Origin of the sequence: Embleya sp. NPDC005971 (assembly GCF_040629175.1) — a bacterium.
In the GTDB taxonomy this organism is placed as follows: Bacteria; Actinomycetota; Actinomycetes; order Streptomycetales; family Streptomycetaceae; genus Embleya.
Genome location: NZ_JBEXUX010000001.1, coordinates 586,577 through 612,160, shown reverse-complemented (window position 1 = coordinate 612,160; position 25,584 = coordinate 586,577). Strand labels below are relative to the sequence as shown.

Sequence of the window (25,584 nt, the reverse complement as noted above, 5' to 3'; positions counted from 1 at the left end):
GCTGCGCCGGATGATCCTGGCGCAGAGCGCCCTGGAAACCCGGATGTTGCTGCGCAACGGCGAACAACTGTTGCTGACGATCATCATCCCCACGCTGCTGCTGGTGGTCTTCTCCTCGGCGGACATCGTGGACACCGGGGACGGCGAGCGGGTGGACTTCCTGACGCCGGGAGTGCTCGCGCTGGCGGTGTTGTCGACCGCGTTCACCGGGCAGGCGATCGCGACCGGGTTCGAGCGGCGCTACGGCGTGCTCAAACTGCTCGGCTCGACGCCGCTGCCGCGCTGGGGGTTGATGGTCGCCAAGACGGCCTGCGTGTTGTTGGTGGAGATCCTCCAGGTGGCGCTGCTCGTGGTGATCGCGCTGGCGCTGGGTTGGTCGCCGCACGGGAATCCCGTGTGGGTGGTCCTGCTCCTGGTCCTGGGCACGGCGGCGTTCTCCGGGCTGGGCCTGCTGATGGCCGGGACGCTGCGGGCCGAGGCCACCCTGGCCGCCGCCAACCTGGTGTTCGTCCTGCTGCTGCTGGGCGGCGGGGTGATCGTGCCGCTGGACAAATTCCCCTCCGGGGTCGAGCACACGCTCGCGCTGCTGCCGATCTCGGCGTTGTCGGACGGGCTGCGGGACGTGCTCCGGGACGGATCGGGGTTGCCGTTGGGCGACTTGGCGATTCTGGCGGTCTGGGCGGTTTTGGGGCTGGGCGCGGCGGCGCGCTTCTTCCGCTGGGAGTAGGGCCCGCGAGCGGGGCCGGGGGGCGGCGGGATCGGCGTCGACGGACACCCCTGGTGCGCTTGTGAATTCATTCACGACGTAGCATGTCGCGCATGAGTCTGCAGGCCGTCTCCCCACTCGTCGCGCGCCGCGTGTTCCTCGCGAACCTGGTGGCGCAGATCGGCATCGTCGTCACGGGCGGTCTCGTCCGACTCACCGACTCGGGCCTGGGCTGCGACACCTGGCCCCGGTGCGACAGCGACACCAGCAACTGGACGCCGCACGAGGCGGTGAGCCACCACGCGTACATCGAGTTCGGCAACCGCATGCTGACCTACGTGGTCGGCGCGATCGCGGTGGCCTGCGTGGTGGCCGCGTACCGGCTGACCGTGCGCCGCAAGGACATCACCACGCTGGCCTGGATCCAGATCGGCACCGTGGTCGGCCAGGCCGTGCTGGGCGGCATCACCGTGCTCACCGACCTGCACCCGATGGCGGTGGCCAGTCACCTGCTCCTGTCCATGTTGCTGATCGCGTCGGCGGTCGCGCTGTACGAACGCGCCGGCGAGGGCGACGCGCCGGCCCGGCTGCTGGTCCGCCCGGAGATCCGCTGGTTCGGCTACGGCACGTTGGCGGTGGCCGGCGCGCTGATCGTGATCGGCACCGTGGTCACCGGCTCCGGACCGCACGCCGGCGACCTCAAGGCCAAGCGCTTCGACGTGGACATCGACCAGATGGCCTGGCTGCACGCCGACCTGGCCTTCCTGCTCCTGGGCGCGGCCGTCGCACTGGCCCTGGCCATGCGCGTCACCGACGCCCCCGAGGCCGGCCAACGCCGCGTGTGGTGGCTGCTGGCCGTGCTGATCCCACAGGGTCTGATCGGCTACGTCCAGTACTTCAACGGGCTGCCCGAGTGGATGGTGCTCACCCACATGTTCGGCGCCGCCCTCACCGTGGTCACCGCCGTTCGGGCCCTCTTCGGCCTGCGCATGCGCGGCGACACCCCGCCCGAGGCCGGGGCGGACGACCTCGACGCCGAACTGCGCGAACCGGTCGCCACCAGCTACTGACCCGCCGCCGACCGCTCGGCGCAGCGCCGTCGTCGGCGGGACGCGGAGTCCGTCACGGGTGGGTTCGGGCCGCGGGGTTCACGCGCGGCGGGCGTTCGCCCGACGAACGGCCTCCGGGGCCGTTCGTCGGGCGAGCGTCGGTCAGCGGCTGGGCACCGCCAGCAGGAGTGCGAAGCGGTTGCGGGTGTCGGTCCACCACTGGCGGACGGTGAAGCCCGCGTCGGCCAGTTCGACGAGCAGGGCCTCGTGGCGGAACTTGGTGGAGATCTCGGTACGCAGGAGTTCGCCGCGGGCGAAGTCGACGGAGAGGTCGACGACCGGGATCTTGACGGTCTGGTCGACGCGCGAGCGCAGGTGCATCTCGATCCGCTCCGCCTCGGCGTTCCACAGGGCGACGTGGTCGTAGGCGTCGGGGTCGAAGTCGGCGTCGAGTTCGCGGTTGAGCACGTGCAGCACGTTCTTGTTGAAGGCGGCGGTGACGCCCTGGCTGTCGTCGTAGGCGGCCACCAGCACGTCCGGGTCCTTGACCAGGTCGACGCCGAGCAGCAGGGTGTCGTCGGCGCTCAGGGCGCGGCGCAGGATGCGGTAGAAGTCCGTGCGCTGGGCCGGGTCGAGGTTGCCGAGCGTGCTGCCCAGGAAGCTGAGCAGGCGCGGGCCGGGTTCGTCGGCCAGGGCCAGGTCGTGTTCGAAATCGGTGACCGTGGCCGCGACCCGCAGTGCCGGGTAGTCCCGACACAGCGCTTCGCCGGCCTGGATCAGCGCCGAGTCGCTCACGTCCAGCGGCACATAGCGGTCCAGCGTGCCGGCGGCGGTGAGCGCGTCCAGGAGCAGCCGGGTCTTGCGGGAGGAGCCGGAGCCGAGCTCGATCAGGGTGTGCGCCCGGGTGACGGCGGCGATCTCGGCGGCGCGCCGGGTGAGGATCTCCTGTTCGGCGCGGGTGGGGTAGTACTCGGGCAGGTGGGTGATCTCCTCGAACAGCTCGCTGCCGCGCGCGTCGTAGAACCACTTCGGTGGCAGCGACTTGCTCGGCGCCGTCAGGCCCCGGAGCACGTCGGCGCGCAGGGTGCTGTCGAAGTAGTCGGCGGGCAGCCGGTGATCGAGGGTGAAGCGGCTGTTCATGGGACGCCGTTCCTGTGGGGCGGATGACGGACGTGCGGCGACGGCCCGGACCGGGCGGATCGCGGCGATGCGGACACCGCTGCGGGTGGCCAGGAGGAGCGAGTGTTCGGGTACCTCGCACCACCGGCCCCAACCGTCGCCGGTGTTCTCGTCGGGCTCGGAGGCCACCAGGACCCGCCCGGGGGCGGTGCGGTACCAGAGGGTGTCCCCGTATCGGGTCGCGAAGACGGTGCCGCCGTCGGTGAGCAGCAGGTTGAGCCGGGCGCCCGGACGCACCTCGGCGATCTGGCGGACCAGCGCGCTCATCGCCCCGCCGACGGGCTCGCGCCGGCGGATGCGGCGCGCGAGCATGGCCCACAGCAGTGCCGAGTCGCACCGGGTCTCCAGGGCCAGCAGGTCGGCCGGATCGAGCGCGGGCCCGATCGGCAACCTGGTCCAGTCCGGGATCGCGCCGTTGTGGCTGAACAACCAGCGGCCGTCCCGGAACGGCGCCGCCGCGGCGGCGTCGGCACTGGTCCCGGCGGTCGCGCTGCGCACGGCGGCCAGGAACGCGCCGCTGCGCACGGTGCGGGCCAGATCGGGCAGGTTCGGGTCGGCCCAGATCGGCAACGCGCGCCGGTAGCGGGCGGGTTCGACGTCCACAGCGGCCTCGGCCGCGCCGGTGGGCTGCTCCGACGCGGCCGGCCCGCCCGGATACCAGCCGAAGCCGAAGCCGTCCACGTTGACCGTCCCGTACCGCTGCCGACGCGGCGCCCAGGACTGCTCGTAGAGGCCGTGCGCCGGGTCGACCAGCACCTCGGCGAGGGTGACCTCCGGGCCCAGATAGGCCAGATGACGGCACATCAGCGGCCGTCCCGGGGAGCCGCGTCGCGGGCGGTCCGGAAGCCGGCGAAGATCTGCCGACGAATCGGCAGGTCCCAGTTGCGGAACGTGCCCCGGGCGACCACTTCGTCGACCCCGAACGCGCCGCCGCGCAGCACCTTGTGTCCGGGGCCGAAGAACACCTCGGAGTACTCCCGGTACGGAAACGCCGCGAACCCGGGGTAGGGCAGGAAGTCCGAGGCGGTCCACTCCCAGACGTCGCCCAGCAACTGCCGGGCCCCACAGGCCGCGGCGCCCGCCGGGTACGCGCCGGCGGCCGCCGGTCGCAGGTGCCGTTGGCCCAGGTTGGCGTGCTCGGGGGTGGGCTCCGCGTCGCCCCACGGAAACCGCCACGAGCGCCCCGCGGCCGGATCGTGCCGGGCCGCCTTCTCCCACTCGGCCTCGGTCGGCAATCGCCGGCCGGCCCAGCGGGCGTAGGCGTCGGCCTCGTACCAGCACACGTGCAGGACCGGCTCGTCCAGCGGCACCGGCTCGACACGGCCGAACCGTCGGCGCAGCCACGTGTCGCCGTCCCGATGCCAGAACAGCGGGGCGGTGAGGTCGGCCTCCCGTCGATGGCGCAGGCCCTCCGGACTCCACCAGCGGGACTCGGCATAGCCGCCGTCGGCGATGAACTCCAGGTAGTCCCCGTTGCTCACCGGCACGGTGTCCAACCAGAACTCCGGTACGTCCACGACGTGCGCGGGTCGTTCGTTGTCCAGCGCCCACGGATCGGTGTCCGTACCCATCTCGAACGGGCCCGCCGGGATCAGGACTTCGCTCGCCAGGGTGTCGGCGTCGGTCGCCCCGGGTGGTGCGGGGGCGTGCAACACCGGCTCACCGAGTCGGAGTTGGTGGGTCGCCAGCATGGTCTCGTCGTGCTGCTGTTCGTGCTGGGCGAGCATGCCGAACACGAATCCGTCGGCCAGCAGCGGATCGCCGCCGGTGCCCAGATCGGCGGATTCCAGTACGCGTGCCGCGAGTTCGCGCACCCGGCCGACGTACTCCCGGGCCTGCTCGGGATCGAGCAGCGGCAACGCGGGCCGATCCGCGCGCGGGTGTCGGAACGCGTCGTAGAGCGGGTCCAGGTCCGGGCGCAGCGCGGGTTCGCCTCCCGCGCGGCGGACCAGCCACAGCTCCTCCTGGTTGCCGATGTGCGCCAGGTCCCAGACCAGGGGTGACATCAACGGGGAGTGCTGCGCGGCCAGTTCCTTGTCGGTCAGGCAGTCGGTCAGGGCCAGCGTGCGGTGCCGGGCCCGGGTCAGCGCGGCCGCGGCTATCGACCGGCGGTCGGCGGGCGGGGGTTCGACGGGGGCCTCGATCGGCCCGGTGGCCGCCGTGGACCGGGCGGCCCGGGTCGTCGCCGGTCCGGACCGCTTCGACTGCTTCGACGCCTTCGACGGCTGCGATGGCTTCAACGACTTCATCGTCCGGTCCTTTCCAGCAGGTCGTCCGCGGGACATCGGCCCCGTTCGGCGTAGCGCCGGGTGAATTCGGCGACGGTCGCCCGGAGCGCGCCGGGGGCGTCGGCGTCGGCCAGGGCATTCTCGGTGGCGGCGAAACAGGCCCGAACGGCCTTGCCGAGTACCGGATCGGCGGGTCCGAGTCGGGCGGCCCGGCTCCAGAGCGAGTCGGTCGGTACGGCCGAGCCGTTCGGACACAGCGGCTCGGTCGCCTCCCACGCGGCCTCGGCCGCGGCGGGATCGTCCAGCAGCGTGGCGGCCACGGCGGCGGGGACGACCCAGTCGTCACCGCACTGGGCGTCGATCATCCGCAATTCCAGCCAACCGCGCGGGCGAACCGGCGGGAAGAGCGTGGTCAGGTGGTAGTCGAGGTCCTCCAGGGTGGGTGGGCGCACACCGGGTGCGCCGCGCAGCCAGGAGCGGAAGGTCAGCCCCTCGGGTGCGGTCCAGCCGTCCGCGGAAGCACCGCGTACACACAGCAGCGGGGCGTCCAGCGCGTAGCACGCCCAGACGGCGCGCGGATCGGGGTCGCTTCCCGGCGGTGCTCCCGGCGGCCGGGTGCGGCCGGGGTCCATCCGGGCCCAGACGAGTTGTCGGGTCGACCGCCATCCGGTCGGTTTGCCCTGCCACAGCGGCGAGTTGGCGAACGCGGCGACCAGTACCGGGCCGAGTCGGTGGGTCAGTTCCCACCGCGATCGGTAACCCCGGCGGCCGTCGCCCTCCTCACCCGCGTCCAGGTTGACCTGCACGGACGCGGTGCCGCGCATCATCATCCGGCCCCATGAGCCGTCCCGGTCGAAGTACGCCTCCATCGCCCGATAGCGGGGATGGTCCACCACTCGTGGTGGGTCCTGATACGGCTCCAGGCCGTGGCCGGCGAGTACCAGTCCGTTCGCGGCCAGCGCCTGCTCCAGGGCGGCCGTGTCGGCCCGGAGGTCTTCGGCGCATCGGGCGAGCGATGTGGCGGGCGGTGAACTCAGCTCGACCTGCCCACCCGGCTCACGGGTCAACCTGCTGCCGAACGGCAGCCCCTTCGCCTTCAGCGGGGCCAGGGCCTCGTCCAGCCGCTCCGGCGCCACCTCCCGGCGGGCGTCGGCGCCGTCGTGCACGATCCATTCCAACTCGATCCCGACCCGTGCGGGTGGGCCGGTCTTGAAGCACACGCCGTGTACGTGGGCCTGTGCGTCGTCCTCCTTCAGAGCGGTAGCCATCGCTTCACTCCTTCACTCACTCCATCGTGTGGCCCCGGGTTCGGTCCCACACATGGCCCCCAGTTTGTCCCTCACGTAACTTTCCCGCTCTGCTGTACCCGTCGAATGCGACCGGAACACCCGTACCCCCATGAAGCCCGAACCACGCCCGGATGGCGCCCGCGCGCCCCCCCGGCGAGACGAACCGGTTGTCCGGGGCCGATCCGCGCGCAGCCGTTCGGTGGCGGCGGGGCGGCGGGCGGTTTCGGGCGCGCCGAAGGGCGGCACCGCAGGGCGGGCCGCTCGGGTGTGGCCGCCGGCCGCCTCCGCGGGGGCGTCGTCGACGACGCCGCCGATACGGCCGCGCGAGTGAGACCTATGAGGCCAACCGCTCACCTGCGGTGTGACCGGAGCCGATCGGGGCGACACCATGTTCGGGCGGGTTGATCTCGGCCCACACCGCGTCGAGGGAGAGGCCGAGGACGTCGGCGATCGCCGCGATGGTCGGGAAGGCCGGGGTCGCCACGCGGCCCGTCTCGATCTTGCGGAGGGTCTCCGGCGAGACACCCGCGTCGAGCGCGGTCTCCAGCATCGAGCGTTCTCCCCGGGCGCGACGCAGCAGGGCGCCGAGGCGTTCGCCGCGCTCGACCTCCGCGGGAGTGAGGGGCAATCTGACCATGGCGCCGATTCTAATACCGGTACAGTTAGACCGGTATAGTTATTGGAAACGCAAGGAGGACGCCCCATGATCGAGATCCTGAACCGCGCCGAACTGGCCCGGGCCAAGGACACCGGCGCCCTGGTCGCCGACATCCTGCGGACCGTGAGGAGCCGCTGCACGGTCGGCACGAACCTGCTGGACATCGACCGGTGGACGCAGCGCATGATCGTCGAGGCCGGCGCGCAGTCCTGCTACGTCGACTACGCGCCGTCCTTCGGACGCGGGCCGTTCGGCCACTACATCTGCACGGCCGTCAACGACGCGGTGCTGCACGGACTACCCCACGACTACTCGCTGGCCGACGGTGATCTGTTGACCCTCGACCTCGCCGTCTCGCTGGGCGGCGTCGCGGCGGACTCCGCGATCAGCTTCATCGTGGGCGACTCGAAGCCCCCGGAGAGCGTCGCGCTGATCGACGCGACCGAACGCGCGTTGAGCGCGGGGATAGCCGCCGCCCGGCCCGGGGCTCGGACCGGCGACATCTCGCACGCGATCGGCTCGGTCCTCGGTGCGGCGGGATACCCGATCAACACCGAGTTCGGCGGCCACGGCATCGGATCGACGATGCACCAGGACCCGCACATTTCGAACACCGGGCGGCCCGGCCGCGGGTACAAGCTGCGCCCGGGGCTGCTGCTGGCCCTGGAGCCGTGGGTGATGGCGGACACCGCCGAGCTGGTCACCGATGCCGACGGGTGGACGCTCCGAAGCGCGACCGGCTGCCGGACGGCACACAGCGAGCACACCGTCGCCATCACCGAGGACGGAGCCGAGATCCTCACCCGTTGACGCCCGCCCGGCGGACCGGGAGCGCGCCGGCCCGTAGGTACGAAGGGCGGGACAGCGGCCCTGCGGCCCCGCCCCGCCCCCTGTAACCGCGCCGCCCCCGAGGAGGCTTCGACCTACTCGGGCAACTTCGCCGCCGCCGCCCGATCCAGCAGCCACAACGTCGCGCCGGTGCCGTACGCCCCGGCCGCCGGGGTCTCGGCCGCGTCCGAGGAGGCCCGGGCCGTCGCCACCGCGTCCGCCTTGTCCTCGCCCGCCGCGAGCAGCCACACCTCGTGGGCGGCTCGAATCGCCGGGAAGGTCAGCGTGATCCGGGTCGGCGGCGGCTTGGGGGCCTCGCGAACCGCGACCACCGTGCGCACCGACTCCGCCGTCGCGGCGAAGCCCGGGAAGAGCGACGCCACATGCGTGTCGGGGCCGACCCCGAACATGGCCAGCGTGAACGCCGGCACCGCCGCGCCGTCCGCCGCGGCGGCGGCCAGTTCGGCCGCATAGCGCCGCGCCGCCGCGTCCACGTCGTCGCCGTCCGGACCGTCACTGGCCGGCATCGCGTGCACCAGCTCCGGCAACACCGGGACCGTGTCCAGCAACGCCTCGCGCGCCTGCGTCTCGTTGCGGTCGGGGTGACCCGCCGGCAGGAAACGCTCGTCGCCCCACCAGATGTGCAGCCGATCGAAGTCGATCGCGCCCAGCGTGGGCGTGAGCGACAACTCGTGCAACAACGCGTTGCCGTTGCGCCCACCGGTGAGCACGATGTGCGCGACGTCGAACTCGGCCTGGGCGTCGGCGACCCGCTGGATCAGGCCGGTCGCGGCCGCCTTGGCCATCAGCGCCGTGTCGGCGTGCACCCGGACCGGGCCGTGAGCGCTCACGCGCCGTCGCCCTTCTTCTTCCGGCCGGCGCGCGGCGCGGCCTCGCCCTTGTCGACCGCCTTGCGGGTGGCGACCCGCCGGCCGGCCGCCGCGCTCGACGTGCGCTTGAGCGGCGGAGCCGTACCGACGTCCGTGGTCGCCCGAGGGCGCGGCGCCTCGCCCTCCTCGATCCGCTCCACGTCCTGCACCGGCGTCTGGGACACCGCCGGCTCCGTGAAGGAGGCCGCGGAGGGCACCCGGGCCGCCTCCAACGCGGCGCGGGCCAGCGTCGCCGCGTAGACATCGTCCGGGTCCAGTCGGCGCAGTTCCTCGGCGACCAGGTCGGATGCCTCGCGGCGCTTGAGCGCGACCACCCGGTCCGGCTGGCCGGGCGAGGACAACGACGCCATCATCCCGTCCGGACGGTCGATCACGATCTCGCCGTCCTCGGTCACCAGCGTCACCGAGGTGATCCCGGGACCACCGGTCTCGGTCCGCTCGACCTCGACCTCCAGGCGGTCGGTCAACCACAGCGCGAGCAGTTCCGCGCTCGGGTTGCCCGCCTTCGCGCCGACCTTCGCGCGCAGGATCCGGCTGTACTTCTGGTCCAGCGCCGCGGCCAGCAGGCTGCGCCACGGCGTGGTCCGGGTCCAGGCCAGGTCGGTGTCACCCGGCGTGTACGCGCTCGCCCGCAGCCGCAGCACATCGGCGCGGCGCGGCGGCGCGGCGGCGTCGGTCACCCGCCGCGTGGCCAGCGCACCGAGCAGGTCCTTGCTGGGCACCTCCGGCGCGCGTCCGGGCCACCACACCACGACCGGCGCGTCCGGCAGCAGCAGCGGCAACACCACCGACTCGGCGTGGTTGGCCAACTCGCCATGCATGCGCAGCAGTACGGTCTCGCCCACGCCCGAGTCGCCGACCCGGACCTCGGCGTCCAGGCGCGGCGCGATCTCCGCTCCCGGCCGGCCGATCACCACCAGGATCCGGGACGGGTGCTCGCGGGCGGCCGTGCTCGCGGCCTTCATCGCGTCGTACTGGTTGGCCTCGTCGGTGACGATGACCAGGGTGAGCACCATGCCGAGGGTGGGGCTGCCCATTCCTCGGCGGGCCTCCACCAGCGCGGCGTTGATCTTGCTCGATTTGGTGTCCGTCAGATCGATCATCATGGGCGGCGCCAGCTCCGTCCGTCACGTGCGAGCATCTCGTCGGCCGCGTCGGGACCCCAGGTCCCGGACACGTAGGGTTCGGGCTTGCCGTGCTGTGCCCAGTGCTCCTCGATCGGGTCGAGGATCTTCCAGGACAGCTCGACCTCCTCGTGCCGGGGGAACAGCGGCGCGTCGCCGAGCAGCACGTCGAGCAGCAGTCGCTCGTACGCCTCCGGGCTCGACTCGGTGAACGACTCGCCGTACGCGAAGTCCATGTTGACGTCGCGCACCTCCATCGCGGTGCCCGGCACCTTGGAGCCGAAGCGCACCGTCATGCCCTCGTCCGGCTGCACCCGGATGACCAGGGCGTTCTGGCCCAGTTCCTCGGTCGCGGTGGCGTCGAAGGGCAGGTGCGGCGCGCGCTGGAAGACCACCGCGATCTCGGTGACCCGGCGGCCGAGCCGCTTGCCCGCGCGCAGGTAGAACGGCACGCCGGCCCAGCGCCGGTTGGCGATCTCCAGCTTGATCGCGGCGTAGGTGTCGGTGCGCGAGTCCGGCGGGATGCCGTCCTCTTCGAGGTAGCCCTTGGCCAGTTCGCCGCCCTGCCAGCCGCGGGTGTACTGGGCCCGGACGGTGCCGCGCGACAGGTCGTCGGGCAGCTTGACCGAGCTGAGCACCTTGAGCTTCTCGGCCACCAGCGAGTCGGCGTCGAAGGAGACCGGCTCCTCCATCGCGGTGAGCGCGAGCAGTTGCAGCAGGTGGTTCTGGATCACGTCGCGCGCGGCGCCGATGCCGTCGTAGTACCCGGCCCGGCCGCCGATGCCGATGTCCTCGGCCATGGTGATCTGCACGTGGTCCACGTACGACCGGTTCCACAGCGGCTCGAACATGGTGTTGGCGAAGCGCAACGCCATGATGTTCTGGACGGTTTCCTTGCCCAGGTAGTGGTCGATCCGAAAGACCGCCTCGGGCGGGAAGACCTCGTCGACGACCTTGTTCAGCTCGCGCGCGCTCTTGAGGTCGTGCCCGAACGGCTTCTCGATCACCACCCGGCGCCACGAGTCGGCCCTGGGGTCGGCGAGTCCGTGCTCCTTGAGCTGGCGGACCACCTCGGGGAATGCCTTCGGCGGCACCGACAGGTAGAACGCGTGGTTGCCCTGGGTGCCCTGCTGCTCGTCCAGCTCGTCGATCGTCTGGCGTAGCTGGTCGAACGCCTTGCCGTCGTCGAACTCGCCCTGGACGAACCGGAATCCCTCGGAGAGCTGCTGCCAGACCTCTTCCCGGAAGGGAGTTCGCGCGTGTTCCTTGACCGCCTCGTAGACGACCTGGGCGAAGTCCTGGTTCTCCCAGTCGCGTCGGGCGAACCCGGTCAGCGCGAAGCCCGGCGGCAGCAGGCCGCGGTTGGCCAGGTCGTAGATCGCCGGCATCAGCTTCTTGCGGGACAGGTCGCCGGTGACGCCGAAGATGACCAGGCCGGACGGGCCCGCGATGCGCGGGAGTCGGCGGTCCTGCGGGTCGCGCAGCGGGTTCTCCGGCCACACGGCCGGCTCGGGCTTGCCGGCTTTGGGGCTCATCGAGCCACTCCGTCCGCGAGGGCGCGGGCGGCGTCGAGCAGTTGCCCGAGTCCGGCCGCGCGGTCGGTCAGGTGCAGGCGCAGCACCGGGCGCTCGCGCGAGGTGATCGCGCCGAGGTCGCCCAGCGCCTGGGCCAGTTGCAGCCGGCCGAAGCTGTAGGGCTTGGCCGGCACGTCCAGGTCCTCGGCGTTGGCGCCGGTGATCTGGAGGAACACGCCGACCGCGGGCCCGCCCTTGTGGAACTGGCCGGTGGAGTGCAGGAATCGGGGCGCCCAGCCGAAGGTGACCTGCTCCCCGTCCAGTGCCTCGGCCAGCAACGGGCGCAGCCCGGGCGCGTCGGTGTCGCCGAGCCGGTCCAGGTAGGCCATCACCGCGAGGTAGCCGTGGTCCGGCACCGTCGCGAGCAGCGCGCGCAGCGCACCGGGCAGATCGCTCGCGCCGTCGAGCAGCGCGGCGTCGCCGTGCACCTCGACCGCGCCGTCGACGAAGGCGGGGGTGCCCACCGGCAGCGGGCCGTCGTCGCCGGCGCGGGTCAGCAACGCGCCGGTGTTGTCCTTGGATTCCTGCACGTTCGGCTGGTCGAACGGGTCGATGCCGATCACCCGACCGGCGATCGCGGTCGCGTACTCCCACAACAACAACTGCGCGCCCAGCGGACCGGAGACGCGCAGGTCGGCCTTGAGCCGGTCGATGTCCTCGTCGCCGATCACGGTACGCACCGCGTCGTCGCCCACCGCGTGGTCGAAGCCGGGCGCCTCCACACCCTCGACCACGACCGGCAGGATGCCGCGGCCCTGCTTGCCGGTGGACTCGGCGATCAACTGCTCGGCCCAGTCGCCGAAGCCGACGATGTCGCCGGTGTCGGCGAGCACGAGCTTGTCCCGGCCGTGGTTGGCGGCGGCGCCGAGCACCACGCCCAGCAGCAGGCCCGGGTTGTCCCGGTCGCCGGCCAGCGCGGGGGCGAGCGCGGCGGCGTCGTCGAGGAGTCGCTCGACGTCCACGCCGGCCAGCGCGCTGGGCACCAGGCCGAACGCGGTCAGCGCCGAATAGCGGCCTCCGACGTTGGGGTCGGCGAGCACGATCGTGTAGCCGGCGTTGCGCGCGGTGTTCTCCAGCGGCGAGCCCGGGTCGGTGACGACCACGATCCGGCCGGCCAGTTGGTCGTTGGTGAGGCCCTCGTCCAGGAACGCCTGTTCGAACGCGCGGCGGTGGCTGTCGGTCTCCACGGTGCCGCCGCTCTTGCTGGAGACGACCACGACGGTGCGCTCCAGGTCCTCGCCGAGCGCGCGGCGGACCTGGGCGGGGTCCGTGGTGTCCAGCACGGTGAGCTTCTTGCCGTAGGTGGCGGTGATCACCTCGGGCGCCAGCGACGAGCCGCCCATGCCGGCCAGGACCACGTGGTCCAGGCCCTCGGCGCTCAGGCGCTCGCGCAGTTCGGCCAGTTGCGGCAGCAGCGCGCGCGAGGAGGCGGGCAGGTCCACCCAACCCAGGCGGATCGCGGCCAGCGATTCGGCCTCCGGACCCCACAGCGTGGCGTCGGAGGCGACCAGGCGCGCGGGCGCCTTGTCCACGACGCAGGCGGTGAGCACTTCGGCGACTGCGACGGCGTGCGATAGATCACCGGAAACGGTGACGTCCACGCCGCCGGCGGTCACGCGTTCGTCGTTTGCGTGTACCACGGGCGGTCAGCCCTCCTGTTAATGGGGTGGGAGTGTGCTGAAATCATGCCCTGATTGCGTGGAGTATCCGTCTCGTCGCCGCCGAACGGGTCACCCGCGGCGGCGACGGGACGAATGGGTGCTGCACCGGTCGGCGAGGGAGGCCGACCGGGTGTCACGGTCGTGGGTCCGCGGGGCGGTCAGCCCTTGGCGAGGCGATCCAACTCGCCCTGCACGGACGCGAGCAGCTCGTTCCAGGAGGTCTCGAACTTCTCGACACCCTCCTCTTCGAGCAGGTCCACGACCTCGTCGTAGGAGATTCCGAGCTTGGCGACCGCGTCCAGGTCGGCCTGCGCCGACTCGTACGTGCCGTGCACGGTGTCGCCGGTGATGGCGCCGTGGTCGGCGACGGCGTCCAGGGTGGCCTCGGGCATCGTGTTCACGACGCCCTTGACGACCAGGTCGTCCACGTACATCGTGTCGCGGTACGCCGGGTCCTTGACGCCGGTCGAGGCCCACAGCGGGCGCTGCGGGCGGGCGCCGGCGGCGGCGAGGGCCTGCCAGCGCTCGGTGCCGAAGACCTCTTCGTACGCCTGGTAGGCCAGTCGCGCGTTGGCGACGGCGGCCTTGCCGGCCGCGGCCTTCGCCTCGTCCGTGCCGAGCGCCTTGAGCCGCTTGTCGATCTCGGTGTCCACCCGGGACACGAAGAAGGACGCGACGGACTCGATCCCGGAGATGTCCAGGCCGGCCGCGCGGGCGCGCTCGATGCCCTCGACGTAGGCCTCCATCACCTCGCGGTAGCGAGCCAGCGAGAAGATCAGCGTGACGTTGACGCTGATGCCCTCGGCGAGCGCCTGCGAGATCGCGGGCAGGCCGGCCTTGGTCGCCGGGATCTTGATGAACAGGTTCGGCCGGTCCACCAGCCACCACAGTTGGCGGGCCTCGGCGATGGTCGGCTCGGTCTTGTGCGCGAGGCGCGGGTCGACCTCGATCGACACCCGGCCGTCGACACCGTTCGTCGCGTCGTAGACCGGACGCAGCACGTCGCAGGCCTGGCGCACGTCGGCCGCGGTGATCATCCGCACGGCCTCTTCGACGGTCACGCCGCGCACCGCGAGGTCGCGCAGTTGGGCGTCGTAGACGTCGTTGCCGGTGATCGCCTTCTGGAAGATCGCCGGGTTGGTGGTCACGCCGACGACCTCGCGGTCGCGGACGAGTTCGTGCAGGTTGCCGGACTCCAGCCGCGTCCGGCTCAGATCGTCGAGCCATACGGCCACGCCCTCGGCGGACAGGCGACGCAGGGGTTCCGTCATGACAATTGGCTCCTTCTCGAGTCGGCGGCCGGGTCCGGCTGCCTCTTGGGCGACGGATCGGCGCCCGTCACGGGCGGTGCCGGGCGGGTGTTCCCACCCGACACCGCCCGTGGGCTTACGTGATCTTCAGCTACCGGCGTGCGCCAGGGATTCCCGGGCGGCCGAAACGACCGCCTCGTGAGTCAGCCCGAACTCCGCGAACAGCTTCTTGTAGTCCGCGGAAGCGCCGAAGTGCTCCAGCGAGACGATCCGGCCCGCGTCGCCGACCAGCTCGCGCCAGCCCTGCGCGATGCCCGCCTCGACGGACACGCGCGCCTTGACCGACGGCGGCAGCACCTGCTCGCGGTACGCCTGGTCCTGCGCCTCGAACCACTCCAGGCAGGGCAGCGAGACGACCCGGGTCGGCACGCCCTCGGCCTCCAGGACCTCGCGCGCCGCGACCGCGATCTGCACCTCGGAACCGGTGCCGATCAGGATCACCTGCGGCGTGCCGCTGGACGCCTCGGCCAGCACGTAGCCACCGCGCGCGGTGCCCTCGGCCGGGCCGAACTCGGTGCGGTCCCAGGTCGGTACGTCCTGGCGGGTGAGCAGGAGGCCGGCCGGGCGGTCGGTGGTCTCCAGGATCTTGCGCCACGCCACCGCGACCTCGTTGGCGTCCGCCGGGCGGACCACGTCCAGGCCGGGGATCGCGCGCAGCGCCGCGATGTGCTCGATCGGCTGGTGGGTCGGGCCGTCCTCGCCCAGACCGATCGAGTCGTGCGTCCACACGTAGGTGGTGGGCAGCTTCATCAGCGCGGCCAGCCGCACGGCCGGGCGCATGTAGTCGCTGAACACCAGGAAGGTGCCGCCGTAGATGCGCGTCCCGCCGTGCAGCGCGATGCCGTTCATGGTCGAGCCCATGGCGTGCTCGCGGATGCCCCAGTGCACGGTCCGGCCGTAGGGGTTCGCGCCCTTGAGCGGGTTGCCCTCGGGCAGGAACGAACTGCCCTCGTCGATGGTGGTGTTGTTGGATTCGGCGAGGTCGGCCGAGCCGCCCCACAGCTCCGGGACGACCTCGCCGAGCGCGGCGAGCACCTTGCCGGACGCCTTGCGGGTCGCGACCGGCTTGCCGGCCTCGAACTCGGGCAGCACCTTCTCCCAGCCGTCGGGCAGCCGACGGGCGGAGATCCGGGCGTGCTCGGCGGCGCGCTCGGGGTTGGTCTCGGCCCACTTGGCGAACGCGCTCTTCCACGCGTCGTGCGCGGCACGGCCCCGGTCGACGACCTTGCGGGCGTGCGCGAGCACGTCGTCGGCGACCTCGAAGTCCTGCTCCGGGTCGAAGCCGAGCACCCGCTTGGTGGCCGCGACCTCTTCGGCGCCGAGCGCCGAGCCGTGCGACTTGCCGGTGTTCTGCGCGTTCGGCGCGGGCCACGCGATGATCGTGCGCATGCCGATCATGGTCGGCCGGCCGGTCTCCGCCTTGCCCGCCTCCAGCGCCGCGTTCAGCGCCGCGACGTCGATGTCGCCGTTGGCCTGCGGCTCGACCCGGATGGTGTGCCAGCCGTAGGCCGCGTAGCGGGCGAGGACGTCCTCGCTGAACGCGGTCTCGGTGTCGCCCTCGATCGAGATGTGGTTGTCGTCGTAGACCACGACGAGGTTGCCCAGCTTCTGGTGGCCGGCGAGCGAGCTGGCCTCGGCGGAGATGCCCTCCTCGAGGTCGCCGTCGGAGGCGATCACCCAGATGGTGTGGTCGAACGGCGAGGTGCCGGGGGCGGCCTCGGGGTCGAACAGGCCGCGCTCGTAGCGGGCCGCCATCGCCATGCCGACCGCGTTGCCCACGCCCTGGCCGAGCGGCCCGGTGGTGGTCTCGACGCCGGTGGTGTGGCCGTGCTCCGGGTGGCCGGGGGTGCGGCTGCCCCAGGTGCGGAACGACTTGAGGTCGTCCAGGGTCAGGCCGTAGCCGGACAGGTAGAGCTGCGTGTAGAGGGTCAGGCTGGTGTGACCCGGGGACAGCACGAAGCGGTCGCGACCGGTCCAGTCCGGGTCGGTCGGGTCGTGGCGCAGGAACTTCTGCCAGATGAGGTATGCCGCCGGGGCCAGGCTCATGGCCGTTCCGGGGTGGCCGTTACCGACCTTCTGAACGGCGTCCATCGCCAGCACGCGAGCGGTATCGACGGCTCGCTTGTCGAGGTCGCTCCAGTCGAGAGAGCTGTTGTCGGGGGTCGGCTTGGTGCTCACCCTGTTCAGGGCTCCTTCCGGGGTTTTCCGGGATAGGCCGAAAAAAAGCGGCCGGGTCGGGGCCTTCGCCCCGGCGCCTCAGGCACGTGGCCGAGCCTACCGGGGGCGACACGGTCCCTCGCTCGGAGGACGCCCACCCGGGTGGTGACGTTCGCCTTGTGGACACGACGGGAGTTACCCGCGGGACCTGATGCGACGCACGGTGGGCACGGGGCCCGGAGGTGCGGCACCTTCGTCTCGGCTACCCGGCGGTGCGGCGGGCATGCCCCGGAGGGTTTGTGCCCCTGGTGAGGGACTACAGTTTCCTGCTAGTGGGTCCGGGCCTCGACGTCCCGACGCCGCTTGCATACCGCTTACATATTGACGAGCAAACCGGCTTCCGGGTGGCACCCGGGCCCGGCCGAAAACGCTGCTGATGGGGTGTTCGTGACAGCCGTCGAATCCCGACCGGCCGGGCTGGTGGGAAATGCGCCCGCCGGCGCCCGCCCGCCGATGGCCCGGATTCTCGCCTTCGTGGCCCTCACCAAGCCGCGCATCATCGAGCTGCTGCTGATCAGCACGATCCCGGTGATGTTCCTCGCGGCACACGGCCTGCCGGACCTGGGTCTGGTGCTCCTGGTCGTGTTCGGCGGCTACCTCTCGGCCGGCAGCGCGAACGCCTTCAACATGTATCTCGACCGGGACATCGACCGGCTGATGCACCGCACCGAACGCCGGCCGCTGGTCACCGGGATGGTGTCGCCGCGCGAGTCGATCGTGTTCGCGAGCGTGCTGGGCGTGGTCTCCACCACATGGTTCTGGTTCCTGGTCAATCCGCTGTCCGCGGCGCTTTCGGTCTTCGCGATCTTCTATTACGTGGTCGTCTACACGATGCTGCTGAAGCGGCGCACGCCGCAGAACATCGTGTGGGGCGGTATCGCCGGCTGCATGCAGGTGCTGATCGGCTGGACCGCGGTGACCAATTCGCTGGACTGGGCCCCCGTGGTGTTGTTCGCGGTGATCTTCTTCTGGACGCCGCCGCATTATTGGCCGCTGTCGATGAAGTTCTCCGACGACTACAGCAACGCCGGTGTGCCGATGTTGCCGGTGGTGGCGGGCAACAAGGTCGTGGCGAACCAGATCGTGATCTACAGCTGGGTCATGGTCGGCGTCTCGATGCTGCTGTGGCCGGCCGCGGACACCGGGCCGCTCTACCCGGTCGCGGCGGCGCTGTTGGGCATCGCGTGGTTGTGGGAGGCGCACGGTCTCCAGCGTCGGGCCAAGGCCGAGATCACCGGCGGCAAGCTCAAGGAGATGCGGCTGTTCCACTGGTCGATCACCTACCTGACGCTCCTGTTCATCGCGGTGGCCGTCGACCCGCTGCTGTTCTGATCCGGGCCGGCGCGCGGGCTGCGGCCCGCCGGCGTCGATCCGGATCCGCCGGTTCCGGGCGACGTGATCCGGACCACGCGCGTTCGCTCGGATCCGGTGACGTGCCCTCGGTAATGTGGGCGCCATGACGGACACCGAGACCACGACGGCCACGCCGGACCCGGGTTCCCCGGATGCGCGGGTCGAGCGACAGGTGCGCAGGATCGCCAAACACATCGAGCGCTTCACCGCCGCGCACGGCGGCGGGGGCGACGCGATCGTCGAGTATGTCGGGCGCGACGCGACCCGGATCGTGCTCGTCGGGACCGACGGGGCGTGGGGCGACCAGGTCGTACGCAACCCGGACATCGCACGGGCGGCCATCGTCGCGGCGGGCGTCACGCTGCACGAGGAGTTCCCGAACGACCTCGCGGCCAAGGTGCGCACGACGAAGTACGAGTGGTCCCGGATGGCGGGCACGCAACTGGGCGGCACGCAGGGCTGACGCGGCAACGGCGCGGCCGCGGTACGCCGGGCCGCGCCCGTCCTGGGCGGCCGCCCGGCGTACGGCGCGGCGCCCTACCCGATCAAGATCCCGGTCGGCCGGCTCGGGCCGGCTGTCGGGCGCACCGGGTGGCGCAGGATCGTGCGCAGTTTCTCCGGCGCGGTGCGGGCCGGGTTGCCCAGGTAGATCTCGTGGTGCAGACCGGCCGGCTCGCGGCCCTCGGCGGCGACGAACGTGTACAGCCGGTCCAAGGTGGTGTGTTCCGTGTCGTACGGGCCGGTGTGCAGCACCTGGGCGCACTCCCCCTCGGCGATCCGGCGCAGTTGCACCCGGTCGACGGGCGCGGCCGGTTTCTTCTTCGCCGTCCGGACGCGGGCCTCGCACACGAGTGCTTCGTCGGCCTGTGCGGGCTGCATCAGCAACATCGTCCAGTGCCAGTGCGCCCGGTCGACGGCGTGGTCGAACCCGCCGCGGTCGTCCGTCCACCACCGGCCCTGCAACGGCGGTACCGAATACTCCACGATGCCCGCGCCCTTGAGCGCGAACCGGATCGTGTACGCGAGGCCGTACAGCGCCTCGACCGCCGCCGCGTAGTCCGCGCCGGCCGGATCGCCGCACCCGTCGACGGCCAGGAACGGCAGTTCCGGCACCCGCAGCAGGGTCGGCGTCGCCGAGGCGGTGTACAGCGACGCGTGGGTCTTCTTGAAGTCGATCCTGGGCATGCTCACGCGGCGGCCCTCTCGGTCTCGATCGGGATCGACACCCGAGTGGTCAGGTCCTCCGGGTCGGCCTCGTGCGGCGTCACCAGGTATTCCTCCCGCGCGGGGCCGGTCGCACGCAGCCCCTCGGCGTGCATCCGGCCGAGCAACGCGTGGTAGGCCAAAGGCAGTTGGGCGTAGGGGCCGATATGCACGGTGGTCAGGGCGGGGCCCTCGGGCAGCACGGACGACTCGGTGCCCGGCGGGTCGTCCTCGGTCCCGGTCGGCACGCCCACCACGATCCGCATGCCCTCGACCAGGTCGAGCGGGAACAGGCCGCGGATCGGCGGCGTCCAGGGCGTGCCCGCGAGTGCGCCGAGCAGCCGGGTGACGCAGGCCGCCGTGGCCGCGCCCAGGTCGGCGGGCCCGCAACCGGCCCGGACCGCGGTCAGGCGCAGTGCGGGCTCGTGGGTCGTGGTCACCTCGTGGTCGCCCGCGCGGTCCGCCGCCAACCGGTCCAGCAGGTGCAGCCGTTCGCGGTCGCGCGCGATGCGTTCGGCCAACCGGTCCCGCTCGGCCCGCAGCACCAGTGCGCGGTCGGTGCCCCGGGCGGCCAGGGTCTCGGCGATCACCGCCAACGGCACGTCGATCTCGCGCAGCAGCGCGACGGTCAGCGCGTCCCGGGCCTGGCCGGTCGCGTAATAGCGGTAGCCGGTGGCGCGATCCACCCGTTCGGGCCGCAACAGCCCGACGTCGTCGTAGTGCCGTAGTTGCTTGACGCTCAACCGACACAGCCGGGCGAAGCGGCCGATGGTGAGCAGTTCGTCTTCCTGCATGCCGTCATGCTGGACCCTCCCTCGGTGGGAGGGTCCAGCCGAGGCGGCGGTTGCCCCGGATCAGGAGTGGAAGATCTCCCTGATGTCGGTGATCTGGCCGGCCGCGTTCAGGGTGACGTCGTACGCGCCGAAGGACGAGCACGAGTTCGCGCCGTCGCCCTGCCCGGACAGGCACTTGTCGATGTGGTCCCACACCTGGCCGAGGTACTCCGCCTTCTTCGCCGGCGGGCCGACCAGTGTGCCGGTGGCCTTGGGCGCGAACACCAGCGGCGTCTGCTCGGCGCCGACCGCCTCGTAGTGGCCGTCGTTGGGGTCGCAGACGAACTTGGTGTTCTTGTAGTACAGCGAGTCCTTGGCCGGCGCCTTGATCGGATACACGATCCTGTGCCCGGCCTTGGCCGCGGGCGGCGGCCCGCAGTCGTCACCGGGTTCGGCGCTCTGGCCGCCGGCCGACGGCTTGGCCGACTTCGGCGCCTGGGTACGCGCCGGGCCGGAGGCGGTGGGAGCACCGCTCGGCGCGGGTGCCACCACCGGTGCCGTGGCGGCCGGTGTGTCGGCCGCCTTCGGTGTGTCCTTCTTGTCCTTGTCGTCCGTGTCGCACGCGACCAGCGCGAGCACGGCGACCGTCACGGCGGTGATCCCACCCGACATCCTGCGAGTCGTCGAATACATCGAACCCCCTGTACGCCGGGCGCGAGGCGCCCGCACTTCGATGGAACCCGCACACATTAGCGATCTTGGAAGTCGCTCACCGGGCAACCGACACGCGTAAGGTCAAGAGGAGTTCAAGGTGTATATCGGGCGGGGCAAAATAGCGCTCGGTCGACATCCCGTCACCGAACGGGCGAGCCGACGGTGGCCGGATCCGTACCCGTTCGGCCCCGTCGGCGGCCCGCTCGCGATAGCGTCACGCGGAGGTCTTCGGGACCAGAGGCGAGGTGGGACCCGTGCGGTTCGGATGGCTGCGGCGCCATGAGCGTCACCTGGAGGAATACCGGCACCGGCGCGAGCAGGAGTCGCCGTGTCCGGGCCGAGCCATGCCCGAACCCCCGCCCGCCGCGCCGCCCTTGGTCGAATTCGTCCGCCGGGACGGGCGCGATCCGGCCGAACCGGAATCGAATCCGCCGGGTGGCAACGCCGCCGTGCCGGCCGAGTCCGACGACGCCGAGGCGACCCGGGCGCGGATGCTCACCGAGAAGGCCCAACAACTGACCCGGGCCGGTCGGCACGCGGACGCGGCGGCGCCCGCCCGCGCCGCGGTGCGGATGCTGGGTGTGCTGGCCGGCAAGGACCACCGCCGACACGGCCCCGCACTGGTCGGCGGGCTGCGCGCGTTCGCGGCCGTGCTGGCGGCCGACGGCCGGGCCGAGGACGCGGTCAAGGTGGCCGCGAGCGCCTGCGAGCACGCCCGCAGACTGGCCGCGCTCGACCACCGCGCGCACCGCCCGCTGCTCGCCCTGGCGCTGCGCGAACTCGGCGCCCGGCTCGGCGACCACGGCGACGAGTCGGCCGCGCTGGGCGCGCTGCGCGAATCGGTGCAACTGTTTCGCACGCTCGCCGCGCAGAACCCCGAGCGGCATCGCGCCGAACTCGCCCTGTCCCTGGACGAACTCGCCGGCCGACTGGCCGCCACCGGCGCCGCGGACGCCGCGCTCGCGGCCTTCACCGAGGCCGAACGCCTGCTCGGGATCGGCCCGCCGCAGGCCCGTCAGGCCGCCGTGCTGCTGCGGCACGCGACCCTGCTCGCCCGGCTCGGCCGAGGCCCCGAGGCGATCGCGCTGGCCGGCGAGGCGGTCGAGGTGCGACGCGGCTACGCGAGCGCGGAGCACGCGCCCGCCGGCCGCCGCGAGGACGAACTCGCCGCGTCGCTGCAGAGCCTGGGTCTGCTGCACAGCGCCGGCGGCGCGCACGACGAGGCGGTGGACGCGCTGGAGGAGGCGGTCCGGCTGCGGGCGAGACGGGTGCGGGCCGACCCCGTACTGGCCCGCCGTCCCGAAGTCCCGGTCACCTACGCGCTGTACGGCATCGTCCTGGTGGCGGCGGGCCGACCCGCCGACGCGGTCCCGCCGCTCGCCGCGGCGCTGGGCGTGGGCACCGCGCTGAACCTGGACCGGGTCTCCGACCTGGCCGGGGACACCCTGGTTCGGGCGCATCGCGCCGATCCCGACGCGGTCCGCAACCGCTGGATGGCGGCCACCGGCGAGGAACTGCCCGCCTGGATCGAACGCGGCCAACGCCCGCTCCCGCACCAGGCCGACCGCCGCCGGGTGCACCGCCCCGAACCGCAGGAGGCGCTGCCGGCCCGCGACTGACGACGCGGATACCCGAACCCACGGCAGGACGACGAAAAGAGCCGCCGGGCGTCACCACACACCCGAAGGTGTGTCGCGACTCCCGGCGGCTCTGCCCACCGCGGCCCTACGGCCGCACAGGTGGGTCGAAGCTCACGAACTCAGAGCTCGCCGCGCAGCTTCGCCAGCGCCTCGGCGAGGATCGCCTCGCCGTCGGCATCACTGCGACGCTCGCGCACGTAGGCGAGGTGCGTCTTGTAGGGCTCGGTACGCGGGGCGTCCGGCGGGTTGTGCTGGTCCTGCCCGGCGGGCAGGCCGCAGCGGGGGCAGTCCCACGTCTCGGGGACCTGAGCGTCGGTCGCGAAGCTCGGCTGCGTCTCGTGCTTGTTCGCGCACCAGAAAGAAATACGGAGACGTGGGGCTGCTTCGCCGCGCTCTGCCTCCCCCATCGGGCCGGCGCCGACCCGACTCCCACGGATGGCGTTGCCACTTGCCACGGTAAAAACTCCCCTTGGTCCTTGAGGTCGCGCCCCCGTTGCGCGGCTTGGCGTCCAGTGTACGTGCGCCCCGCGCAAGGTTGAACCGAGCGGTGGGCCTTTTCCGACAGTCCGTCAGAAAGGCCACCGCGCGGGTGGAAACAGCGGCCGAACCGGCGCTGTCAGTACGTGTTCTTGAGCAGCAGACCGAGTACGACGATCGTCACGAACCAGCACACACCGACGATGATGGTCATGCGGTCGAGGTTCTTCTCGACGACGGACGAACCGCCGAGCGAGGAGGACATGCCGCCGCCGAACAGGTCGGACAGGCCGCCGCCCTTGCCCTTGTGCAGCAGCACCAACAGCACCATGAGCAGGCTGAAGACGATCAGGGCGATCGAGAAACCGGTGACCACGGCCGGGCCCAACTCCTTCTGGCGGAACGCGGGGGCCGGGGATTCCCGGCCATCGGACAGAGTACGCTGCCGCGCCCCGCAAGTGGGAGCCGTACGGCCCTTCGGCTAATCCGGCGGATCATACTATTACGGCCCACCGGGCTCGGACCGCTCCCCCTCCGACGCCTGCCCGTGCGGCCCCTCGCCCGGTTCGCCGACCGGCTCCGGGTCGGCCGGTTCGACGTCCCCGGTGTCCTCGACCTCCACCCGGTGGCCGCTGCCGCCGACCAGCGCACCCGTGCTGGTCAGCGGATGTCCGGAAGCGGAACCGCGCGCGGCCCGGGCCGCCCCGGTGCGGCGCACGGTGACCTGGTTGTCACCACCGGCGACGATCGCGCCGGTGTTGCTCACCGGGCCGCCGGACAGGCTGATCCCGTCGTTCCCACGCGGCTCGCTCTCGTCCGCTTCCTCGTCGTTGGATGCGGCGCTGTTCACGTGGTACCTCCCGCTGTCGATCGTGCGCCCGATCCGGCTCCGCCGGAACCTCGTACGGACGCCTGGATGCCCCGGCCGGCGACGATCGCGCCGCTGTTGTTCAGGTCACCGGAGACGTGCTGGATGATCCCGTTGTTCAGGACCATTTCGTTGCGTTGGCGATACTCGGTCACGTCCACGTTCTTGCGCTGGAGGAAGTCCAGCACGAATACGGTGAACTTGCGCTCGATCAGCTTGAGGTACTTCTCCGCGTCCGAGTTCTGGAAGAACGTGGCGTAGTTCGCCGACGCGCCCAGTTCGCGCACCGAGGCCCGGGCGCCGCAGTCCACCGGCAGATTGCGCGCGGCGCGCTCGTGGGCCGCCCGCAGATTGCCCGCCCGGCGCCACCACGAGGCCCACACCCGCATCAGCCGACCCGCCGAGGAGACCATCACCCCCGGGGCCTCCACCAGCGAGCGGCCCAGCGCCGCCCACAACGTCGCCGCGTCCGCGGTGTGCAGCCACTCGTCGGCCACGTGGAAGTCCGGGCGGATCGGCGGCAGCACCAGCTCGTGCAGTTCGGTGTACAACAGTCGGCCGTCCATCGTGAAACGGATCAGCACCGACACCACCACCTCCTGCGACCACGTGCCCACCCGCACGCACAGGTAGCGCCGGGTGGCCTCGGCCGGCGGCGGCACCGGCCCCCCGGTCACCCCGCTGCTGAACTCGTGCATCTGCACGCTCAGCCCGGACAGCCGGTGCCGACCCTCCTCGGACCGGGCCAGCTCCTCGAACGACGTGCAGATCGCGCCGGTGAGTTCGTCGACGGTGAACGGGGTGTACGCCGTCTTCGCCCGCTTGCCCTCGCGCGGCGCGTCCAGCACGGACGGCTCGGCCCCGCGCAGCTCGACCGGGAAGGTCCAGCTCTCGACCAGTTCGCCGGCGCCGACGAACGGCAGGTAGCCGCTGTAGCGCACCGTGGACGGGATCGGCGGCGCGGCGGGCACGAACACCGTGTCCGAGGCGAGGGGCGCATGGGTGGGTCGCGGCGGCAGCACCTCCGCCAACGCCCCCTGCAAACCCCCCGGCCCGGCATACCCGCTCCCGTCGGCGGGCGGCCGGGTCGGCACCCAGCTCCGCCCCGGCCCCAGATCCGAGACCACGGTGGCGCGCTGCTGCATGCGTTCGATCCACACCACGAAGACCACGACCGCGTAGGTCGGCAGTACGGTCACCGCCAGGGTGTCGATCGCCGGGAAGCCGCCGTCCCCGCCCGCCACGTACAACATCAGCCCGAACAGCAGCGCCGCCACCCAGGACACCTGCGCCGCCGCCCGGGTCCGAAAGTCGCGCACCCCACCCCCGCCGGCGACGCCCGAACGCACGGTCAGCAACCCGACGAAGACCACGATCGCGAGCCAGAACAACCCGGGCGCGAAGCCGAAGCCGATCAGGAACATCACCGCCGGCACCAGGAACGCGATCACGTCGCGCAGGATGCGCCGCCGCCGCGCGGCCAACGCATGCTCCAGGACCGCCTGTTCGTTGTATCCGTAGGACGGCGCCCGGTCGCGGTGCGCGTTCTCCCACAACTCCTCGATCACCCGTGCGGCGAACCGCTCGTCGATCTCCGCGCCCGTGCACAGATATCGCGTGGCACCGGTATCCCCGGTTCTGGACATGTCTGGAAATGGCACCCGGACCCCCTGGGGTCGGCCGGCCGATCCACCCTGAAGGGGCGACTACCGGCCACTTGGCGATGACTTATGGTCAGTCACCCGTTACGGGAGGGGCAAGCGGAATGGAAATAGTTGCGCCGGGTTTATGGGGAACGAACGATTCCGGCCGGCGGCCGGCGACGACCGGTTCCGGGCATCGC

Annotated in this window: 23 protein-coding genes and 1 pseudogene; 6 read left to right on the top strand and 18 right to left on the bottom strand. The window is 71.9% G+C overall.

What is annotated here, in order from left to right:
* Positions 1-10 precede the first annotated feature (10 nt).
* Both ABZ374_RS02640 and ABZ374_RS02635 read left to right on the top strand, forming a co-directional pair.
* A complete protein-coding gene (locus tag ABZ374_RS02640; protein WP_360305487.1) occupies positions 11-727 on the top strand; it encodes an ABC transporter permease in 717 nt (238 codons plus the stop codon).
* Positions 728-819: 92 nt separating this feature from the next.
* Entirely contained in the window at positions 820-1,776 is a 957-nt protein-coding gene (locus ABZ374_RS02635; RefSeq protein ID WP_360305265.1) for a COX15/CtaA family protein, read from the top strand.
* A 141-nt stretch (positions 1,777-1,917) separates the two neighbouring features.
* Here ABZ374_RS02635 and egtD read toward each other — a convergent pair whose 3' ends face one another.
* The 5 genes and pseudogenes from egtD to ABZ374_RS02610 form a co-directional block, all read right to left on the bottom strand.
* Positions 1,918-2,895, bottom strand: coding sequence for an L-histidine N(alpha)-methyltransferase (gene egtD, locus ABZ374_RS02630; protein ID WP_360305485.1), 978 nt, complete (start codon positions 2,893-2,895; stop codon positions 1,918-1,920).
* A gap of 120 nt (positions 2,896-3,015) precedes the next feature.
* Positions 3,016-3,738: pseudogene (gene egtC / locus ABZ374_RS02625) on the bottom strand (ergothioneine biosynthesis protein EgtC); the annotation flags it as partial.
* Positions 3,738-5,183 (bottom strand): ergothioneine biosynthesis protein EgtB, encoded by a 1,446-nt coding sequence (gene egtB, locus ABZ374_RS02620; RefSeq protein ID WP_360305263.1) that lies wholly within the window; start codon positions 5,181-5,183, stop codon positions 3,738-3,740. The gene egtB and the pseudogene egtC, both read right to left, overlap by 1 nt.
* Positions 5,180-6,430, bottom strand: a complete 1,251-nt coding sequence (gene egtA / locus ABZ374_RS02615) for an ergothioneine biosynthesis glutamate--cysteine ligase EgtA (protein ID WP_360305261.1) — start codon at positions 6,428-6,430, stop codon at positions 5,180-5,182. The genes egtB and egtA overlap by 4 nt, the downstream gene beginning before the upstream one ends.
* A gap of 355 nt (positions 6,431-6,785) precedes the next feature.
* Positions 6,786-7,088 (bottom strand): helix-turn-helix transcriptional regulator, encoded by a 303-nt coding sequence (locus tag ABZ374_RS02610; protein ID WP_360305259.1) that lies wholly within the window; start codon positions 7,086-7,088, stop codon positions 6,786-6,788.
* Between the two features lie 66 nt (positions 7,089-7,154).
* On the opposite strand from ABZ374_RS02610, the gene map reads away from it, so the two are divergent.
* Positions 7,155-7,919, top strand: a complete 765-nt coding sequence (gene map / locus ABZ374_RS02605) for a type I methionyl aminopeptidase (protein ID WP_360305257.1) — start codon at positions 7,155-7,157, stop codon at positions 7,917-7,919.
* 113 nt (positions 7,920-8,032) lie between these two features.
* On the opposite strand, the gene pgl is transcribed toward map, so the two are convergent.
* The 6 genes from pgl to tkt all read right to left on the bottom strand — a co-directional run bounded on the left by pgl (position 8,033) and on the right by tkt (position 16,674).
* Positions 8,033-8,743: a 6-phosphogluconolactonase gene (gene pgl / locus ABZ374_RS02600; protein ID WP_360305483.1), complete on the bottom strand. Its 711-nt coding sequence runs from the start codon at positions 8,741-8,743 to the stop codon at positions 8,033-8,035.
* A gap of 41 nt (positions 8,744-8,784) precedes the next feature.
* Positions 8,785-9,933 carry a glucose-6-phosphate dehydrogenase assembly protein OpcA gene (gene opcA / locus ABZ374_RS02595; protein WP_360305256.1) on the bottom strand — a complete coding sequence of 383 codons (1,149 nt, stop codon included), beginning with the start codon at positions 9,931-9,933 and terminating at the stop codon, positions 8,785-8,787.
* On the bottom strand, positions 9,930-11,486 hold the full coding sequence (zwf, locus tag ABZ374_RS02590; RefSeq protein ID WP_360305254.1) for a glucose-6-phosphate dehydrogenase: 1,557 nt from the start codon (positions 11,484-11,486) through the stop codon (positions 9,930-9,932). Before zwf ends, opcA begins: the two co-directional genes overlap by 4 nt.
* Positions 11,483-13,165: a glucose-6-phosphate isomerase gene (locus ABZ374_RS02585; protein ID WP_360305252.1), complete on the bottom strand. Its 1,683-nt coding sequence runs from the start codon at positions 13,163-13,165 to the stop codon at positions 11,483-11,485. Before ABZ374_RS02585 ends, zwf begins: the two co-directional genes overlap by 4 nt.
* 179 nt (positions 13,166-13,344) lie before the next feature.
* Positions 13,345-14,457: a transaldolase gene (gene tal, locus ABZ374_RS02580; RefSeq protein ID WP_360305250.1), complete on the bottom strand. Its 1,113-nt coding sequence runs from the start codon at positions 14,455-14,457 to the stop codon at positions 13,345-13,347.
* A 126-nt stretch (positions 14,458-14,583) separates the two neighbouring features.
* Positions 14,584-16,674 carry a transketolase gene (tkt, locus tag ABZ374_RS02575; protein ID WP_360305248.1) on the bottom strand — a complete coding sequence of 697 codons (2,091 nt, stop codon included), beginning with the start codon at positions 16,672-16,674 and terminating at the stop codon, positions 14,584-14,586.
* Positions 16,675-17,100: 426 nt separating this feature from the next.
* Between tkt and ABZ374_RS02570 the strand changes: the two genes are divergently transcribed.
* Together ABZ374_RS02570 and ABZ374_RS02565 are read left to right on the top strand one after the other, a co-directional pair.
* Entirely contained in the window at positions 17,101-18,045 is a 945-nt protein-coding gene (locus tag ABZ374_RS02570; RefSeq protein WP_360305246.1) for a heme o synthase, read from the top strand.
* Positions 18,046-18,169: 124 nt separating this feature from the next.
* A complete protein-coding gene (locus tag ABZ374_RS02565) occupies positions 18,170-18,529 on the top strand; it encodes a hypothetical protein (protein WP_360305244.1) in 360 nt (119 codons plus the stop codon).
* Positions 18,530-18,603: 74 nt separating this feature from the next.
* On the opposite strand, the gene ABZ374_RS02560 is transcribed toward ABZ374_RS02565, so the two are convergent.
* Genes ABZ374_RS02560 through ABZ374_RS02550 form a run of 3 tightly spaced genes read right to left on the bottom strand, consistent with a single transcriptional unit; the run spans position 18,604 to position 20,693 of the window.
* The gene (locus ABZ374_RS02560) at positions 18,604-19,251 is read right to left on the bottom strand and encodes a GyrI-like domain-containing protein (RefSeq protein WP_360305481.1); all 648 of its coding nucleotides are present in this window, start codon (positions 19,249-19,251) and stop codon (positions 18,604-18,606) included.
* A 2-nt stretch (positions 19,252-19,253) separates the two neighbouring features.
* Positions 19,254-20,063, bottom strand: a complete 810-nt coding sequence (locus ABZ374_RS02555) for a MerR family transcriptional regulator (RefSeq protein ID WP_360305242.1) — start codon at positions 20,061-20,063, stop codon at positions 19,254-19,256.
* Between the two features lie 60 nt (positions 20,064-20,123).
* Entirely contained in the window at positions 20,124-20,693 is a 570-nt protein-coding gene (locus tag ABZ374_RS02550; protein ID WP_360305240.1) for a hypothetical protein, read from the bottom strand.
* 317 nt (positions 20,694-21,010) lie between these two features.
* Here ABZ374_RS02550 and ABZ374_RS02545 point away from each other — a divergent pair, with 317 nt between their 5' ends.
* Positions 21,011-22,375 carry a tetratricopeptide repeat protein gene (locus ABZ374_RS02545; RefSeq protein WP_360305238.1) on the top strand — a complete coding sequence of 455 codons (1,365 nt, stop codon included), beginning with the start codon at positions 21,011-21,013 and terminating at the stop codon, positions 22,373-22,375.
* 140 nt (positions 22,376-22,515) lie between these two features.
* Here ABZ374_RS02545 and ABZ374_RS02540 read toward each other — a convergent pair whose 3' ends face one another.
* From ABZ374_RS02540 to ABZ374_RS02525, 4 genes are all read right to left on the bottom strand, one after another.
* Entirely contained in the window at positions 22,516-22,851 is a 336-nt protein-coding gene (locus ABZ374_RS02540) for an RNA polymerase-binding protein RbpA (protein ID WP_040877318.1), read from the bottom strand.
* Positions 22,852-23,012: 161 nt separating this feature from the next.
* Positions 23,013-23,249, bottom strand: coding sequence for a preprotein translocase subunit SecG (gene secG / locus ABZ374_RS02535; protein ID WP_026218871.1), 237 nt, complete (start codon positions 23,247-23,249; stop codon positions 23,013-23,015).
* Positions 23,250-23,375: 126 nt separating this feature from the next.
* The gene (locus tag ABZ374_RS02530; protein WP_360305236.1) at positions 23,376-23,723 is read right to left on the bottom strand and encodes a hypothetical protein; all 348 of its coding nucleotides are present in this window, start codon (positions 23,721-23,723) and stop codon (positions 23,376-23,378) included.
* Positions 23,720-25,387, bottom strand: coding sequence for a hypothetical protein (locus ABZ374_RS02525; RefSeq protein ID WP_360305234.1), 1,668 nt, complete (start codon positions 25,385-25,387; stop codon positions 23,720-23,722). The genes ABZ374_RS02530 and ABZ374_RS02525 overlap by 4 nt, the downstream gene beginning before the upstream one ends.
* Positions 25,388-25,584 lie beyond the last annotated feature (197 nt).